Source organism: Spirochaeta lutea (genome assembly GCF_000758165.1).
GTDB lineage: Bacteria > Spirochaetota > Spirochaetia > DSM-27196 > Salinispiraceae > Spirochaeta_D > Spirochaeta_D lutea.
Genome location: NZ_JNUP01000066.1, coordinates 17,266 through 31,915, shown reverse-complemented (window position 1 = coordinate 31,915; position 14,650 = coordinate 17,266). Strand labels below are relative to the sequence as shown.

Here is a 14,650-nt window from a genome sequence, read left to right as displayed (position 1 = left end):
TATGGGAGATGCCACGGCTGCCTAAAGAGGCAGTCGACGATTTCTGCCAGCGATTTCAGATCGACCCTCTTGTGGGGGCGGTATTGCTGCGCCGGAACATTGAAAAACCCGAGGAGCTGCGCTTTTTCTTAGACGAGGATCTCAAATCCACCCACAGCCCCTTTCTATTTATGGAAATGGAGGATGCGGTAGATCGTGTGCTTCAGGCGAGGGCTGAGGGTGAGAAGGTACTCATTTTCGGTGACCGGGATGTAGACGGCATTACCTCCACGGCATTGCTTACCCAACGGCTCCGGGATTTCGGACTAGATGTGAAGTGGCAGCTTCCCATGGGTGATGAGAGTTACGGATTGACCGAAGAGGTTATTACCGGATTTGCTGGGGAAGACGGCAGTCTGCTTATTACCGTAGACTGTGGCATTACATCTGCCCGGGAAATCGATCTTGCCCGTGATCTGGGAATTGATACCATAGTAATAGATCATCACAATCCCCAGGATGATATACCCATGGCGGTAGCTCTGATAAACCCCAAGCTGGATGATGCGGGCTATCCCTTTGACGGGTTATGCGGAGCGGCACTGGTTGCTAAGTTTCTGTGGGCTCTCCGGTTCAGCCAGACCAGTTTTTACAAGCAAACCTTTACGCTTTTGAATGTGCGCCCCGGCAATGAGTCGGTCATTTTTGAGGCCATAAAAATGGAAAACATGGTTGAGGTTGACCGATTAACGGAGAACATTGTACCCGGAATCGGGAAGCCCGAGCAGAGCCGGTTGGTAGATTTTTTGGTTGGTCATGAGATTCTGGTTTACGACGCAAAACCCCAGGAGCGGCTTATGCGCCAGGTTTTTGGCGACCGGGTGGACATTTCTCTCACCGATATTGCTCCGGAGATTGCCAAGACCTTCCCCTCCCTCCAGGGGCGCAGTCTCATGCGAATGCTTCAGGGGAGCCGGTTAGCGAGATTTTCCCATCGCCCACCCCTGGAAATCGAAGCCCTCATGCAGCTGATGGTCAGTTTCATGTACCACGCGTATCCCGCCCTGTTTGAGGAGTATAAACGTGATCTGGATCTGGTGGCTCTGGGATTGGTGGCTGATATGATGCCGATGCGGGATGAGAACCGGATTCTCGTCCGCCACGGATTAGAATCCCTTTCCACCACACCCCGTCAGGGACTGCGTGAACTGCTACAGTACACAAAGGTCTACGGCAAGCCCATTTCTTCCAAGGATATCGGGTGGAAAATCGGCCCCATTATAAACTCCACTGGACGCATGGGTAGACCTGATCGGGCTGTGGAGCTGTTGTTATCAGATAACAGGTCCTCCCAGGAGGTTACTCAACTGCTCCGGGAGGTCGTCTCCATGAATGCGGAGCGGAAGGAGCTGGGATCTGCCGCATGGCAGAAGGTGTATCCCTTGGCCAAAGAAAGTTTTGAACAGTTTGGCCGCAGATTTCTTATCGTTCGGGACGATTCTGTTCACCGGGGGATTACCGGTATTCTTGCAGGCCGGCTCTGCCGGGAATTCAACGCTCCTGCCGCGGTAGTCGCCCAGCTTGATACACGGTTGGTGGGGTCAATACGATCAATGCGCGGATTCCGTGCAACCGAGTTTCTCTCCCGATTTGAGGATCTCTTCGAAACCTGGGGTGGGCATGATGCCGCCGGAGGGTTTAGCCTCGGTATTGACTCCTATTCCGTGTTCCTCCAGCGTATAACTGAGGTGCTGCCCTTTATGCATCTGGATGAGCAAACCGAAGAGGTGCTGGCTGTAGACTTGATGGTTCCTCCGGTGCGGATGGATGAGGGGCTCGAAGCGGTGGAGAAGATCCTTGCCCCCCATGGGCAGGAGTTCCCCCGTCTCACCTACAGTTTCCACGGCGCACGGATAGAAGATATTCAGTTCCTGGGAAAAACCCAGGAGCATGTGAAGCTCACCCTGCAGATGGGGCCCCGAAAATGGCCGGCATTGTACTGGAATGCTTCGGATCTAGTAGGATCGGTTCTCCAGAAGAATGCGGTTGCAGATGTTGCCTTTCATCTTGAACGCAACTATTACGGACAGAGTCAAAACCTCCAACTGCAGATTGTGGATGTCAAAAATCCAGATGCGAGGTAATAAATGATTTCTACTACCCCATCCCGGAGGATCCCCCTGGCTCTGGTACTGCTTACCATGCTTGTGCCATTTCTCGCCGCGGAATCCCTGCCAGCCTCGATATCCGACCATGAGATCGTGACGGAGAAAGCGGTTCTTCCCGGTGCGCCCTTGGTAATCTCCTTCCATACCGAGTACAGCAATGAACTAACCGCCTCCCTTTTGGACGGTGCAGACCGGGTGAGTATTTCCGTACGGGGGATAGTTTTGCCGCGATCACAAGCCCTGCCCGGGTATCCTGCTGATCCGGATATGCATACCTGGATATTCTTCCTCCCCATACCGAATACCCTGGACCCGGGGTTATATACGGTACGGTTGATGCCTAGTAGTACCGAGGAACCCTGGGAAGAGAGGCGGGTTATCCGGGTCGGCCAGCGCGAATTCCTATCCGAGGAAATTCCCCTGACCAAGGACCTAACCGCAGTCCGCTCGGGTAATCCGGAACGACGATCGGAGGAGGCGCTGGCTCTCCAATCTATCCTTCTCCAGGCGGATGAGGATGCCTGGTACCATACCGGCCTTCTCGTGTATCCCTTGGATTCTATCCGCAGAACCAGCTACTATGGGGATCGGAGGAACTACCGCTACGATGATGGATCCAGCGCCCGGTCCATCCATATTGGTGTAGACTACGGCGGTCCTCGGGGAACTCCGGTGCGCGCTTCGGGGAACGGCCGGGTTGTTTTTACCGGGTACCGCCAGGTGACCGGAAATACCGTGGTGGTGGAACATCTTCCCGGGGTTTTTACCCTGTATTTCCACCTCGACGAGTTACGGGTCGAGCAGGCTGAGGTGGTGGAGCAGGGAGAGATTCTCGGGACCCTAGGGGCAACCGGTTTGGCAACGGGGCCTCATCTGCACTGGGAACTGCGATTCGGCACCGAAGCATTGGATCCCGAGTATTTCAGTAGGACTCCCTTACTTGACCCCAAGTTTTCCTTTTGATAGAATCCTAACTACCGTTGAAAGAAAAGGGGGTGATTCAAATAGCTCAGATCAGAGTTGACGACAGTGAGAACCTGGAAAAAGCCATTAAGCGCTTCAAGCGGATGGTAGAGAAAGAAGGTATTATCCGGGAGTGGAAGAAGCGCGAATACTTCGAAAAACCCTCCACCATCAAGAACCGGAAAAAGAAGGCTCTTGAACGGAAGATCCAGAAAAAGGTACGTAAGCTTCAGCAGATGAAGTCCTACTAAACCTGGAATCATAATACGAAGACTGTAAACCCGTGCCTGGCGCACGGGTTTTTTAATGCCGGACCGCGTTGGCGGTCATGATCGGCCCAATATCCAACCCTTGTGTAGTGCGCAAAAGGTTGTAAACGCCACCAGATATAGCGGAACAACCTAAATGACCACCCATGGGTGGGGTCGTCGGGGTGAAATGTTACAACCTTTTGTGCACTATATAAACCTTGCGCAAACCCATCATTTATGGAACCATTCTTCCTAGAATGGCTGATACAAAGATCCTGGGACAATCAACCCTAAATACCTCACCCCGGGAAGGATGGGTTACCCCCAGGAAAACCCTGCCAAGAATCGTAGCCCCCTCCCTCTCTTCAGGGGTTTCCCTGGGAATCTTTCTTAAACAGCGTACCGTCGGGCAATGGGGTGTTAGTATCGTTGTTCTCTGGCTCGCCCTTGTACTATCCGGGTGTACGGGAAACCCGCCCGAATTGCTGCAGGTCCGTACCGATACTGCCGTGATGATTCAAGACGGGCAGGTTGAGAATTGGGGGATTTACCTGACCCTGGTAGTTGATGATCCCGATGGGAACGAGGATATCCAGTTGGTCAGGGTACGCTATCCGGGTAATGATCTGTTGTGGGAGGTCACTCCCGAGAGTCCTCCGGACAAGAACGGCCTTCTGCATCTGCCTCTTATAACCCTGAATCCCCAGCTAAGCACTACTGGAATGGCATTCCCAGGGGGAACCTACGAGGTTGAGGTTTTTGATCGCGCAGGGGATTCATCCGGTCAGACGATCACCGTTCCCCGGCCACCTGGCACCCTGGCCATGGAGGCATCGACCATGGTGCAGCTTACCGACCAAGGCCTGCTTCCCCTTCAACAGCCGGTTCCCGGGCCATCCTTAGAGGATCTCCAACTGGGGTTGCTGCTGACCTCGGCTGTTTCACCGAGTCACCGGGTAATACCCATCCCAGCAGGGGGGCTGCTGTTCCAAGATTATCCGGATGTACCGGATCTTATCCAGCAGGGCAGGGGGTACCTCATGGCAACCCATGAATCGGGGATCTTGGTTATCACCTCGATAATGCGCTAACGGGTTGTAACGTCACCGGGTAGGTCCGGGGCATTCGTGCTCCGAATCCCTTGGGAGGGCTGCCGACGGGCCGGGGTACAACCCTCTTGGGGACTGCCGATTACTTCTGCAGCTGCCTGAAGAAGGTCGTAATCCGTTCCCACAGGTTTTTTCCAAACTGCTTCGAGTAATCCAGGGCAGCCGCTCTGGGAGACACCCCCGGACCGTACTTTTCTTTCAGGTAGTGCCAGTGTTTTACAATCCACACGTATAAATCAGCTTCGGTGCGGTCAGGAAAACGAGACAGCAGCCCCTCCTGGCGCACCTGGTCGATAATGGGGGTATACACATGTTCAAACCAGGATTGAATAGCAACTCCCAGGGGAATTTCTAACTCACGATGAAGATTCATGTAGTATTTATGTTCATAAATATGGTTCAGGAGCTCATCGTAGCGGCCGGTGGCGGTAAACATAAGATCATAATCTGGAATAATGGTGGGGAAGCCAGTGAGGGTACAAAACCGCTTGTATTCGTAGGTAATGACCGCCCGTTTTAGATCGTTTCTTGTCATATTTGGGGTGATTTCAATGTCCGAATCTAGAACCGTGACCTCCGCATCGATGGCCTCAACGCCCTGCATCTTAGCAACCGAAACCCGGTGGTTTCCGTCCCGAACGAAGTATACACCGCCAACCTCATATAGCTGAACAGGGGGAAGGATCACATCGGTCAAATGAGCCCGGTCAATACTCGTCCACCGTCCCCTGAGATGCTCTTTTTTCGGCAGGAACCGTTTGTTAAAGTCCTGATACCGTCCCTCGGAGCCGACAATGAGGTTGATCGGCACGGTCTTGAGCCCCTGGTAGCTTTCTCCCTTGGCAGGAACCATGGTCCGTACCTCATCCAAGCTGAGAAGCTCTTCTTTCTCAGGGGTAATAACATTTAGGATGCGATGAAAGAAAGCCCGGGCCTTAGCTTTATTAAAATTATCCCGGGCCAGCCCTTCGTAGTATTCCTTCATCTAAACTCCCTCAATGGTTAGCACGTAGTGGTCATACACATTTACAATCTGTGTATGTTCATACCGGGATACCCGAGTATCGTTCGAATTATACAGGTGTACATGGCCATGTAACAGATACCGGGGAGAAAAAAGGCGCATAAACCACAAAAAGGGTTTAAATCCGCGGTGGCAGGGATCCTCAGGCAGATCGTTGATACCGTAGGGCGGACTATGGGTCAAGAAGATATCCAAAAATCTACCGTAGAACAGTTTGTTGAGTAATAACCGGGGAATGAGCCGGAGTAATTTCCAGGCCATTTGAGCATCGCTGAATTGGTTCTCCCCATTATTATAGTTAATGCTCCCCCCCATCCCTGCTATCAGCAATCCGGACCTGGTTTTTATACACCGCCCACCAATGTAGGTTGAGCCGAAGCGGTTTCGTGTAAGATGGGCAGCGTCCATGCCTGATCGAAGAGCAGAAAATCCCCTACGGAACAACTCTACATGCTTTAGGTTGTGGTTACCAAAGACGAAAAACACCGATTTATTTAATGTAGACGCAACAAATCCCAAATAATCCATGGGGAGATCTCCCGCACTGAGAACAAAATCTACATCCTTAAAGCGGTCCTTAGCGTTCACACTATGCACCAAGGGATCGATATGGTCGGCAATACATAGTATTTTCATGATCCGTCCTAGGAGTTTCCGGAGTACTTCTTGAGAAGCCGTTGGAGGGTTTCTTTATCGTGGAGCTCAATCGGTCTGTTTTCTGCGAAGACCTGAGCCATCCGGGTGAAGGTTGAACTGGTAAAAATCAGCCCTCGAGATACCCCCTGCTCCCTGATCAGCTCGTTGAAATCTCTAATGGTAGATTCATCCACCGGATCGGTTATCCGGAGAAAATGGATAAGACGTGGCTGAGTCCTCTGATTCCGCCACTTGGTGGACGATTCACCGGCAATGATCTGGCAGCCACCGTTTATGGTTTTAACATCATGAACGGCTAGGCTGGACCCCTCCACAACCCCCCGGCACATCTGAATAAACTCCTCCTGCCCGGCGATCAAAAAATCCTTCAAAACATCGTCGGTCCGCAGATCCTGGTAGTTGGACAATTTCTGTCCCACATCCCGGTAATCGGGCTTCACGGCATAGATGGTTTCCCATTGCTCGATAGCCTCTTCAATTTTTCTGCTCTGTTCATACATGGCGGCCAATAGGTAGCGGGCAAAAATGATCTCCGCAGAGCCGGGTTGCTGGGAGAGTTTGATTGCCCGCTGCAGCTCCGCCTCCGCTCGGTCCATATCCCCGGTGTAGTAGAGGCAGTTCCCCCGTTCTATGAGCGACTTTGTTTTAAACTCGCTATCCTTGGCCGATTTCTCAAAGGAGGCTAGAGCAGCTACGTATTCCTTTGCCTCCTTTTGAATCTTACCCAGGAAATAATGGGCCTGGGCATTCTCAGGCTGCAATCGCGTAGCCTTTTCCAAGGATTCTTTTGCATCCCCGAGGCGCTTTGCCCGAAACAGGAGGGAGCCAAGCCTACTATGTGCATTTGCATGACGGTCGTTGAGGCTTATGGCCTTTCGGTAGTACCCGACGGCCTTGTCAGCCCGGCCCCGCTGCTCGAAGAGTAGGCCGCTTTGATAGTAGTATTCAGGATTTTCCGGATCATTCTTAAGAAGTAAAAGATATTCCTTCAAGGCTTCTTCGGGCTGATTGAATTTCGAATATAGTTCCGCTATTTTAATCCTGAACGGTACCTCCCGTATGAGGCCGTCGAATTTACCAATTTGGTTTACGGCTTTCAGTTCCATGAGGGCGAGTTCCGGTTTATTATCCTCTAGGTAACTGAGGCCGAGGAAATAGTGGGCATCGGCATTTCTTGGATCTTTGAGCAGGATTTGCTTTGCCATTTTTATAGCCTGGGGGAACTTTCGCTGTTTATAGAGCCGTTCGATGGTCCCCACCCGCTTAGGTGTTAGTATGGATCTGACGATGAGTATAATACCAAGTACGAACACCAGCCCTAGGGCCACTAGAGGGATTATGATCATGATACTAAAAAAGATACCGTATTGCTTATCACGCTGTCAAATCAATGCCATGAAAATCCCTCTGCTGTTTATGCTACTTCTGTTGTTTTCCGGTATAATCGGTCTTGAGGCGCAGTCGACTGATGCTCCTTCGGTGTATCAACAGGGCATTGAGGCTTTTTTGTATAACAAACCCCAGGAGGCCATCCCCCTGCTTGAGGCTAGTTTGCGGAGTCCAGGGGTGGATACCCGTGTCTATCTGTACCTCGGTATGGCATATGAACAGATAGGATTGTATGAGCAGGCTCTCGGGGTGCTCCAGGACGGGCTGTCAAAGCCGGGAGCCGAGACCCATTTGATCCTCTACAATATGGGGAATATTGCTGTGCGGAAGGGTGAGCTTGATCAGGCCATGAGCTTTTTTAACCGGGCTATTGAAGCCAAACGCAGTTATGCACCCGCTTATTTAAACAGGGCCAATAACCAGGTTCGCAGGGGTGCCTATCAGAATGCAATTGGGGATTACCGGAGCTTTATCCAGCTGGCACCGGATCATGAACAGGTGCCTCAGGTACTCCAGATGATTGCAGCCTTGGAGGGTGAGCTTAGGGCTCAGGAACAGCGAAGAATTGCCGAGGAAGAACAGCAAAAACTGGAGGAAGCTCAACGAGAGGCTGAGCAGCGCCGGATTGCCCAGGAGCAGGCAGAGCGGGCCAGACAGGAAGCCCAGCGGCGTCAAGATCTGTTAAACTCGGTCTTTAACAGTCTTGATACGGCTGCCGGTGATAAAAATAGCCGGGGTGCCGGGGCGGATACGGTGATTGATCTCGACGATGAACTCACTATTCATGATTAGCCGTCTTGCGTGAAGGATGATACAAACAAAAGGAATTTGTCTATGCCAGAAGAAATGAATAAGGGCTCTGTAACTAAGAGACAACGCATGTTGATAATTATTGGTGGGATTATCCTGGTTGGGTTAGCCGGAGTGGGGACGGCAATCTGGGTATCCAGGAGCTCTTCACCAGCGAATTTCCAGGATGTCTCTCCAGCCCAGAAAAGACGCGATAACGCCTTGCTTCTTGCCCGGGATTATCTGGAAAACGAGGAATACGACCGCGGTTTGAATCTCTTAGAGCAGATACTATTGGAGAATCCCAGGGATACCGAGGTCACTCAGCTTCGGGACGAGATTCTTGCAGCCAAAAGAAACCAGGAAGAACAACGTCGTCAGCAGGAACTTCAGGATCTTGCGAAACAAAACCAGGAGCTTCAGGATGCCCTGCAAAGCATACGGAATAGTAGTGCAGGGGAGGATCCTGAGGTTGCAGCCTTGGAAGCCCAGAGAGCAGCTGCAGAAGCCAGGAGGGCAGAGGCCGCAGCCCGAGAGCGGGAAGCCCAGGCGGAACAGCAGCGGTTGGAGCTTGAACAGGCTCGGCAGTTGGCTGCCCAACGAGAGGCTGAATTAGAACGCCAGCGTCAAGCTGAGTTAGAGCGCCAGCAGGCAGAGCAGGAACGACTAGCCCGGCTCTCCGCCCAGGAAGCTGAAAAACAGAGGAAAATTCAGCAGCTTCTTGAGCAGGCCCGCCGCGACCAAGAAAATGATCAATACTCCCAAGCCCGGCAGAAAATTACCGAGGCTATGAATCTCGATTCCCAGGAGGCCTTGGTATATGCCCGGATGGCGGAGAACTATTTTGAAGAAGATCCAGCTAACCAGGTTAACCTAGATCAATCCATCGCCAATGCAAACCGGGCGATAACCCTGAACCCCGATCTTTGGGAGAGCTATTACACCCTGGGGCGGATTTACGAAGAAACCCAGCAGTTTGACCGGGCTATCCAGGAGCTTAAAAAGGCGGCAGATCTCAATACCACCAATGCGGATGTATTGTTTGCCCTGGGAAATGCTCAGTACCGTGCCGGCCGCTTTGAAGAAGCCAAGGGTTCCTATGAAGCAAGTATTTTCTTGGACTCAACCAATGAACGCTGTTTCTACAACCTGGGAGCGGCCTATGAACAGTTGGGGGACCAGCGCCGCGCCTTGGATGCGTACCAAAAGGCCGTGGCTGTCGACTCTTCCTATGCTGCCGCCTACTACCGTCTCGGTAGAATAAACCAGAGCCGGGGCGATTTGGATAGGGCGGTAACCCACCTCAGAAAGGCGGTAGAGCTAAATCCCAGCGCCGCCCATACCCGCGCTCTGGGAACGGTGTTGTTCACCCAGAATAGATACCAGGAAAGTCTTGAGTACTTTAAGGCAGCCCTTGATCTGGAACCCAACCAGGCAGTAAACAATTATAACTATGCAACCGTATTAATCGAGCTTGAGAGGTTTGAGGAAGCTTTGCCCGTAGCAGCGAAGAGCGTGCAATTGGAGCCTGGCAGGGCTCAGTATACGTATACTCTCGGGCTTGTGGCCCATAAGCTGGGGGGGGTAGATCAGGCAATTGAATACCTTACTACCTCAGTTAACCAGGACCGAAGGTATATCAAGCCCTATATCGAGTTGGGGGCCATTTACAATGAACTGAATCAGCCGGATGAAGCCCTGGAGTACCTGTTACAAGCCTACGACCTCGACGAGAATTCCATTGAAGTGAATGCCAACCTGGCGACCTCCTACCGCCTCAAAGCGGTATACACCGATAGTCTTCGCCATGCGAATAAGGCCGTCAGCCAAAAACCGAACGACCCTGAACTACGATACAATCTCGCCCTAACCCAGATCGGTATGGAGGATTACAGCGGGGCCAGGAGCAGCCTAGAAACCAGTATTAATCTAGATGGGAACTTTTTCAAAGCCTACCACCGTCTCGGAGAGGTCCTCATCGCCCAGGATAATAAGGATCGGGCTCGGGTCGTCCTTGAGGATTTGTTAAAGCGGAATGCGAACTATGAGGATGCGTCCGAGGTGCGCGATTTGCTTGCCGGACTATAAGAAGGGGGCTGCAAGCACCCTCTGAACACGCTGGGGATTCTGCCTTCATCCCGGGAACCTACCGGGAAGGCGGGGTGTTACGTCCGCCCCACCAACTGGAAGAGCTCATCCTTGGAGATTTCAAACCAGATGGGCCTTCCATGGGGACAACGGGGATTCTCTAGCTGGAGTGCTCCCTGGATAATTGCATGGGCGATACGGTCGTTTATGTAATCACCGTCCTTGACTGCGCTTCTACAGGCCATGGTGGCATAGAGGCTGCGCTGCAGATCGTCCTTGGTCCCCCGAAATCCCCCAAGAAACTCCGCAAGATAGAGTTCCTTTCCGATCAATCCCCCTGGCAGGGAGATTATTTGATAGGTGCCGGATTCATTGGTTTCGATTTCAATCCCCAGGGCATGTAATTCCTGCAGCAGTTCCGGGTTAATAGGTTCGTCAAGTTCGGTGAGCTCCAGGGGGAGTAGCAGCCGCTGGGGCCTGGGATTTTGCGAAAATTGTTCAAAGAGTATCTTTTCATGTGCGGCATGCATATCGATCATGTACAGAGAATTCTCCAGTTCTACGAGCAGGAACAGGGTAAACACCTGGCCGAGGTATCGGTAGGGTTCGGATTCGTGACGCGGTGCTGGATTTGACGACATCGGTTCGGCGTGGGGCTCATAGAGTTCGGAGGTAGAGCGGGGCATAGGTCGGTTCCAATTCGGGATACGTTCCTGAACTCCCCGAGCCGGGAAATCAGAATTGGGAGGGGAATCAGCCGGGGTGGCGCCATGGGGGTGTCCCTGCAGTTGCCCGGTGGAGTTATGGTGCAGGAAGGATGTAACGCCGATATCCTGCCGGGGACTGGCGCTTCGCTGCTGGTAGCTCAGGGTTTGCTTTGCGTGATTGGAAAGAATTTCTTGTACTGATCGGCTCACCCTTCGATGAATCTCCGGCAGAATGGTGAATTTCGCTTCACGTTTTGCAGGATGGATATTGAAATCTACAAAGGCAGGATCGGCATCCAGGAACAGAAAGGCAACGGGGTACCGGCCGCCAGGCAAGAACCCCTGGAACCCATACTCCATGGCTTGAATGAGAGAGAACTCCTGAATACGGCGATGGTTTGCATACACCTGTACCATCTTCCGGTCCCCACGGCTGATACCCGGCTCACCGATAACGGCTGTAAAAGAAAATCCATCCCCGGAACCCTGGACCGAGAAAAAGAGTTTTTCATCTCCTAGGTCCGGATACGCCATGAGAATTCGCTGTAAGTGGTTTGATTCTATCTGAGGAGGAACCCCTGGCAGGACGAACCGGAGTGTTCCCTCTGTTCTGTATTCAAACTGAATATGGGGGAAGGCTAGGGCCTTTTCTATGAGGGTATTTTTACAGAGCATCGCCTCTGTTGCGGAGCGTTTTAGAAACTTCTTCCGGGCGGGGAGGTTAAAAAAAAGATCGCTCACCCCAATACTGGTGCCCTTTCCCCAAGCCTTGGTGGTTTGGCTGACCTTTTTTCCCCCATGAACGATTACAACCCCTCCCTCAGGAGCATCCTCTGCTCGGGAGGTAATCTCCAGTTTACTCACCGCTGCAATACTGGATAACGCCTCTCCCCTAAATCCTAGGGTCTGGATTCGCAGCAAATCATCTTCATGTTCAATTTTACTGGTAGCGTGGGATTGGAAGCATAGGGATAGATCCTCACTGTTCATTCCGGATCCATTATCGCTTACCCGGATTAATCGCGTGCCACCATCAGCAATCTCTACCTGAATCTGATCCGCACCGGAGTCAATGGCATTATCGAGTAATTCACGTAAAACAGAATACGGCCGGTCAATTACTTCACCGGCCGCGATTTTACGAGCCACATCCTCCCGCAAGACCTGTACACGCCTTGGGGAAGGATGGGCATGGTGTTTCTGGTTCTCATTCATTGAGAATCAAGCTACTAAAATCCGATCTTCGTTTCAAGACTGATGGTTGGTCCGAAAACCGGCTTTCCACCCTCATTGTACCGCACCGCACCGGTGTCATCCCGCAATACTGCAGTACCGACTGACAGCACGATATCCATAAGGGGTGCTACCTCAACACTAATGGAGCCCTTAAAGGTTGCATTCTCATCAAAGAGGGAGAAATTCTCCGTGTCGGTGAATACATCCCGGAATCGGGCCCGTTCAAACTGGATGCCTCCGCTGATGTTGTAGGGCAAGAGACCCTCGGCAACATGCAGGCCGATGTGGAAGTAATCGTCGGCGGTGATATCAGCTTCTCCCTCTGCTCCAATGACCCACGGCCATTTATACCCGGCACCGAGACTTAATCCAGGAATTATCTGCGCTCCGGCGGATCCGTAAACACCAGCCTTGGTTATTCCGTCAAATCCAGCTGGATCCAACAGGAAGGTAAGGGTATCGGTGGCACGCTGGGATCGTATCCGGTCGTAGGGATTGTTGTAGAAGGACGGAGTAAATGCACCCTGATAGTACTGGAACTCCAACCGGTAATCGAGGATCCAAAGATTCCCGAACAATCCGGTCTGGATCCCGTAGTTACGGATCTTTAATCCATCGTCACGTTCTATGAAGGCTTCGGTCCTCAGCCCGGACTCAATGGTGGTGCCGTCCAGGGTAACGGATGATCCAACGTAGGGGATGAAGGTACCTAAATCTCCAAAGAGTACCAGACTCAGGAAGTCGGTTTCCACTATCGGGACATCAATATCAAAGGCTGCATTAAAGAACATCAGATCCGCTTCGGCTGCTGCTTTTTGCAATTCTGTCAGATTATCCGTACCAGCCGATTCAGCCGCCCGTTCCAGCTCACCGCCGGGATTGATATCCGCTGCGAGACTGAGGGCTACGCCCAAGCCGAAGGACGGGGCAGCGGGGCGGAATACAAACCGGGTTCCAAAGATTTCCGGATTACTCAGATCGTTGGTTAACAGCTCAAGGCCTACCTTTTTCCCCGTCAACCCGATGTTCAGACCCATCCTTCGCACCGCAGGGAAATCTGCATCGTTGGCATAGTTATTAATCAACATACCGTGTCCGAGTGTCATGCTTTCAACATTTCCGAGCTTCAAGAAGAAGGGGTCGCGGTAATCGCCGATTTCGATGTATTTAATTTTTAGAACCAAATCCTTGAGGACATCCCCGACAATGGCCAGCACCTCACCCTCGGGCTGATCGGTACCGAAACTCCATTCATCGTTACCCTGGGGCTTATGCCAGTTTTCGGGGTCCAGGAGGTTGTCGGAATAGATAATAGGCAGATACAACTGGGATCTAAAGCTGCCGAAATTGATCTTCGGTTGGAACACTGCCTTCCCGTAGGTCTTGCCATCCATGGTAATGGAACCTACCTCCATCCCGAGGAAGTCGCTAAGGAACTTATAGATGGGGCTGTCGGTATTGATGGTTGGATCACCCTGGGCTTCTCCTTCTTCCTGGGCGGTCTGGTCCTGCTGACTCTCCGGAGAGGCTAGGGGCCCCGAGCTTCCGGCTCCTGAAGCCGTTTCAGAGCCGTCGTCGCCTTCCTCGGGCTGATCAGCAGGCTGATCGTCTGCCTGGGGTTGGGGCTGACCGGGTACTGAGGCCGGATCTAGAGCGGAAAAATCAAGTCCCTCAAACAAGGCTCCCATCTCTTCGGCTGTAAGGTTAACCGCCTGGAAAACCTCTGAAAGGGCATTGGCAAATTGGCCGGCTCCAAGTAACAGGCTTTCCCCCGTTTCAGAGTTGGTAAATTCCACACTTCCTTCGGCAACAAAGAGAGAATCGGACTGATCCGGAACCACCTCGATACCGAAGTCGGTTCCCCGAACACCCCCTACGGCGGTTCGGGTACGGAAATTGTATTCCGATCCGGTTACCTTCGCGGCGACAGCACGAATCCGGCCTCGGCCGACGGAAAAGTTGTTCGAGGTACTTCCGTCACGACCCTGAACACTGTCGATGGTGAAGTTGGTACCCGGGGAGAGTTTGATAATCGAACCATTGGGTTGCAGGCTTATTTCCGCAGCCCCTTCATTGGTTTCAATACGGTACCCCGGATCCAGCTCAAATCCGAAGGAGATATCGGGGATTTCGAATCCCTCGGAATCGAAGACCGATACTCCGAAGTCATAGTATTCGAGATACGCCGCAGGGGCATCAGCCTGGGCGAAACCGTATCCTCCCAGGACAGCCAACACGGCGATAAAACACATTAGTAATCGCTGTTTTTTCATATATTCCTCCTTAACTG

The 14,650-nt window shown here is 52.2% G+C and carries 11 protein-coding genes; 6 read left to right on the top strand and 5 right to left on the bottom strand.

What is annotated here, in order from left to right; all coding sequences use genetic code 11:
- The first annotated feature begins 8 nt into the window (after nt 1-8).
- The 4 genes from recJ to DC28_RS10770 all read left to right on the top strand — a co-directional run bounded on the left by recJ (nt 9) and on the right by DC28_RS10770 (nt 4,452).
- Entirely contained in the window at nt 9-2,123 is a 2,115-nt protein-coding gene (gene recJ, locus DC28_RS10785; protein ID WP_162180227.1) for a single-stranded-DNA-specific exonuclease RecJ, read from the top strand.
- 3 nt (nt 2,124-2,126) lie between these two features.
- Nucleotides 2,127-3,110, top strand: coding sequence for a M23 family metallopeptidase (locus DC28_RS10780; RefSeq protein ID WP_052078776.1), 984 nt, complete (start codon nt 2,127-2,129; stop codon nt 3,108-3,110).
- 41 nt (nt 3,111-3,151) lie between these two features.
- Nucleotides 3,152-3,361 (top strand): 30S ribosomal protein S21, encoded by a 210-nt coding sequence (gene rpsU / locus DC28_RS10775; RefSeq protein ID WP_037548733.1) that lies wholly within the window; start codon nt 3,152-3,154, stop codon nt 3,359-3,361.
- Nucleotides 3,362-3,618: 257 nt separating this feature from the next.
- The gene (locus tag DC28_RS10770) at nt 3,619-4,452 is read left to right on the top strand and encodes a hypothetical protein (RefSeq protein WP_037548535.1); all 834 of its coding nucleotides are present in this window, start codon (nt 3,619-3,621) and stop codon (nt 4,450-4,452) included.
- A 100-nt stretch (nt 4,453-4,552) separates the two neighbouring features.
- Here DC28_RS10770 and DC28_RS10765 read toward each other — a convergent pair whose 3' ends face one another.
- The 3 genes from DC28_RS10765 to DC28_RS10755 are packed head-to-tail and all read right to left on the bottom strand — an operon-like array spanning nt 4,553 to nt 7,497.
- Nucleotides 4,553-5,455, bottom strand: a complete 903-nt coding sequence (locus DC28_RS10765) for a hypothetical protein (RefSeq protein ID WP_037548532.1) — start codon at nt 5,453-5,455, stop codon at nt 4,553-4,555.
- A complete protein-coding gene (locus DC28_RS10760) occupies nt 5,456-6,130 on the bottom strand; it encodes a metallophosphoesterase (protein ID WP_037548529.1) in 675 nt (224 codons plus the stop codon).
- A gap of 8 nt (nt 6,131-6,138) precedes the next feature.
- Entirely contained in the window at nt 6,139-7,497 is a 1,359-nt protein-coding gene (locus tag DC28_RS10755; RefSeq protein WP_037548526.1) for a tetratricopeptide repeat protein, read from the bottom strand.
- A gap of 49 nt (nt 7,498-7,546) precedes the next feature.
- Here DC28_RS10755 and DC28_RS10750 point away from each other — a divergent pair, with 49 nt between their 5' ends.
- Nucleotides 7,547-8,332: a tetratricopeptide repeat protein gene (locus DC28_RS10750; protein ID WP_162180226.1), complete on the top strand. Its 786-nt coding sequence runs from the start codon at nt 7,547-7,549 to the stop codon at nt 8,330-8,332.
- A 42-nt stretch (nt 8,333-8,374) separates the two neighbouring features.
- The gene (locus DC28_RS10745) at nt 8,375-10,417 is read left to right on the top strand and encodes a tetratricopeptide repeat protein (RefSeq protein ID WP_037548519.1); all 2,043 of its coding nucleotides are present in this window, start codon (nt 8,375-8,377) and stop codon (nt 10,415-10,417) included.
- Nucleotides 10,418-10,494: 77 nt separating this feature from the next.
- On the opposite strand, the gene mutL is transcribed toward DC28_RS10745, so the two are convergent.
- Together mutL and DC28_RS10735 are read right to left on the bottom strand one after the other, a co-directional pair.
- Nucleotides 10,495-12,339, bottom strand: coding sequence for a DNA mismatch repair endonuclease MutL (mutL, locus tag DC28_RS10740; protein WP_037548517.1), 1,845 nt, complete (start codon nt 12,337-12,339; stop codon nt 10,495-10,497).
- Between the two features lie 14 nt (nt 12,340-12,353).
- Nucleotides 12,354-14,633 carry a FecR family protein gene (locus DC28_RS10735; RefSeq protein WP_037548515.1) on the bottom strand — a complete coding sequence of 760 codons (2,280 nt, stop codon included), beginning with the start codon at nt 14,631-14,633 and terminating at the stop codon, nt 12,354-12,356.
- Nucleotides 14,634-14,650: the final 17 nt, after the last annotated feature.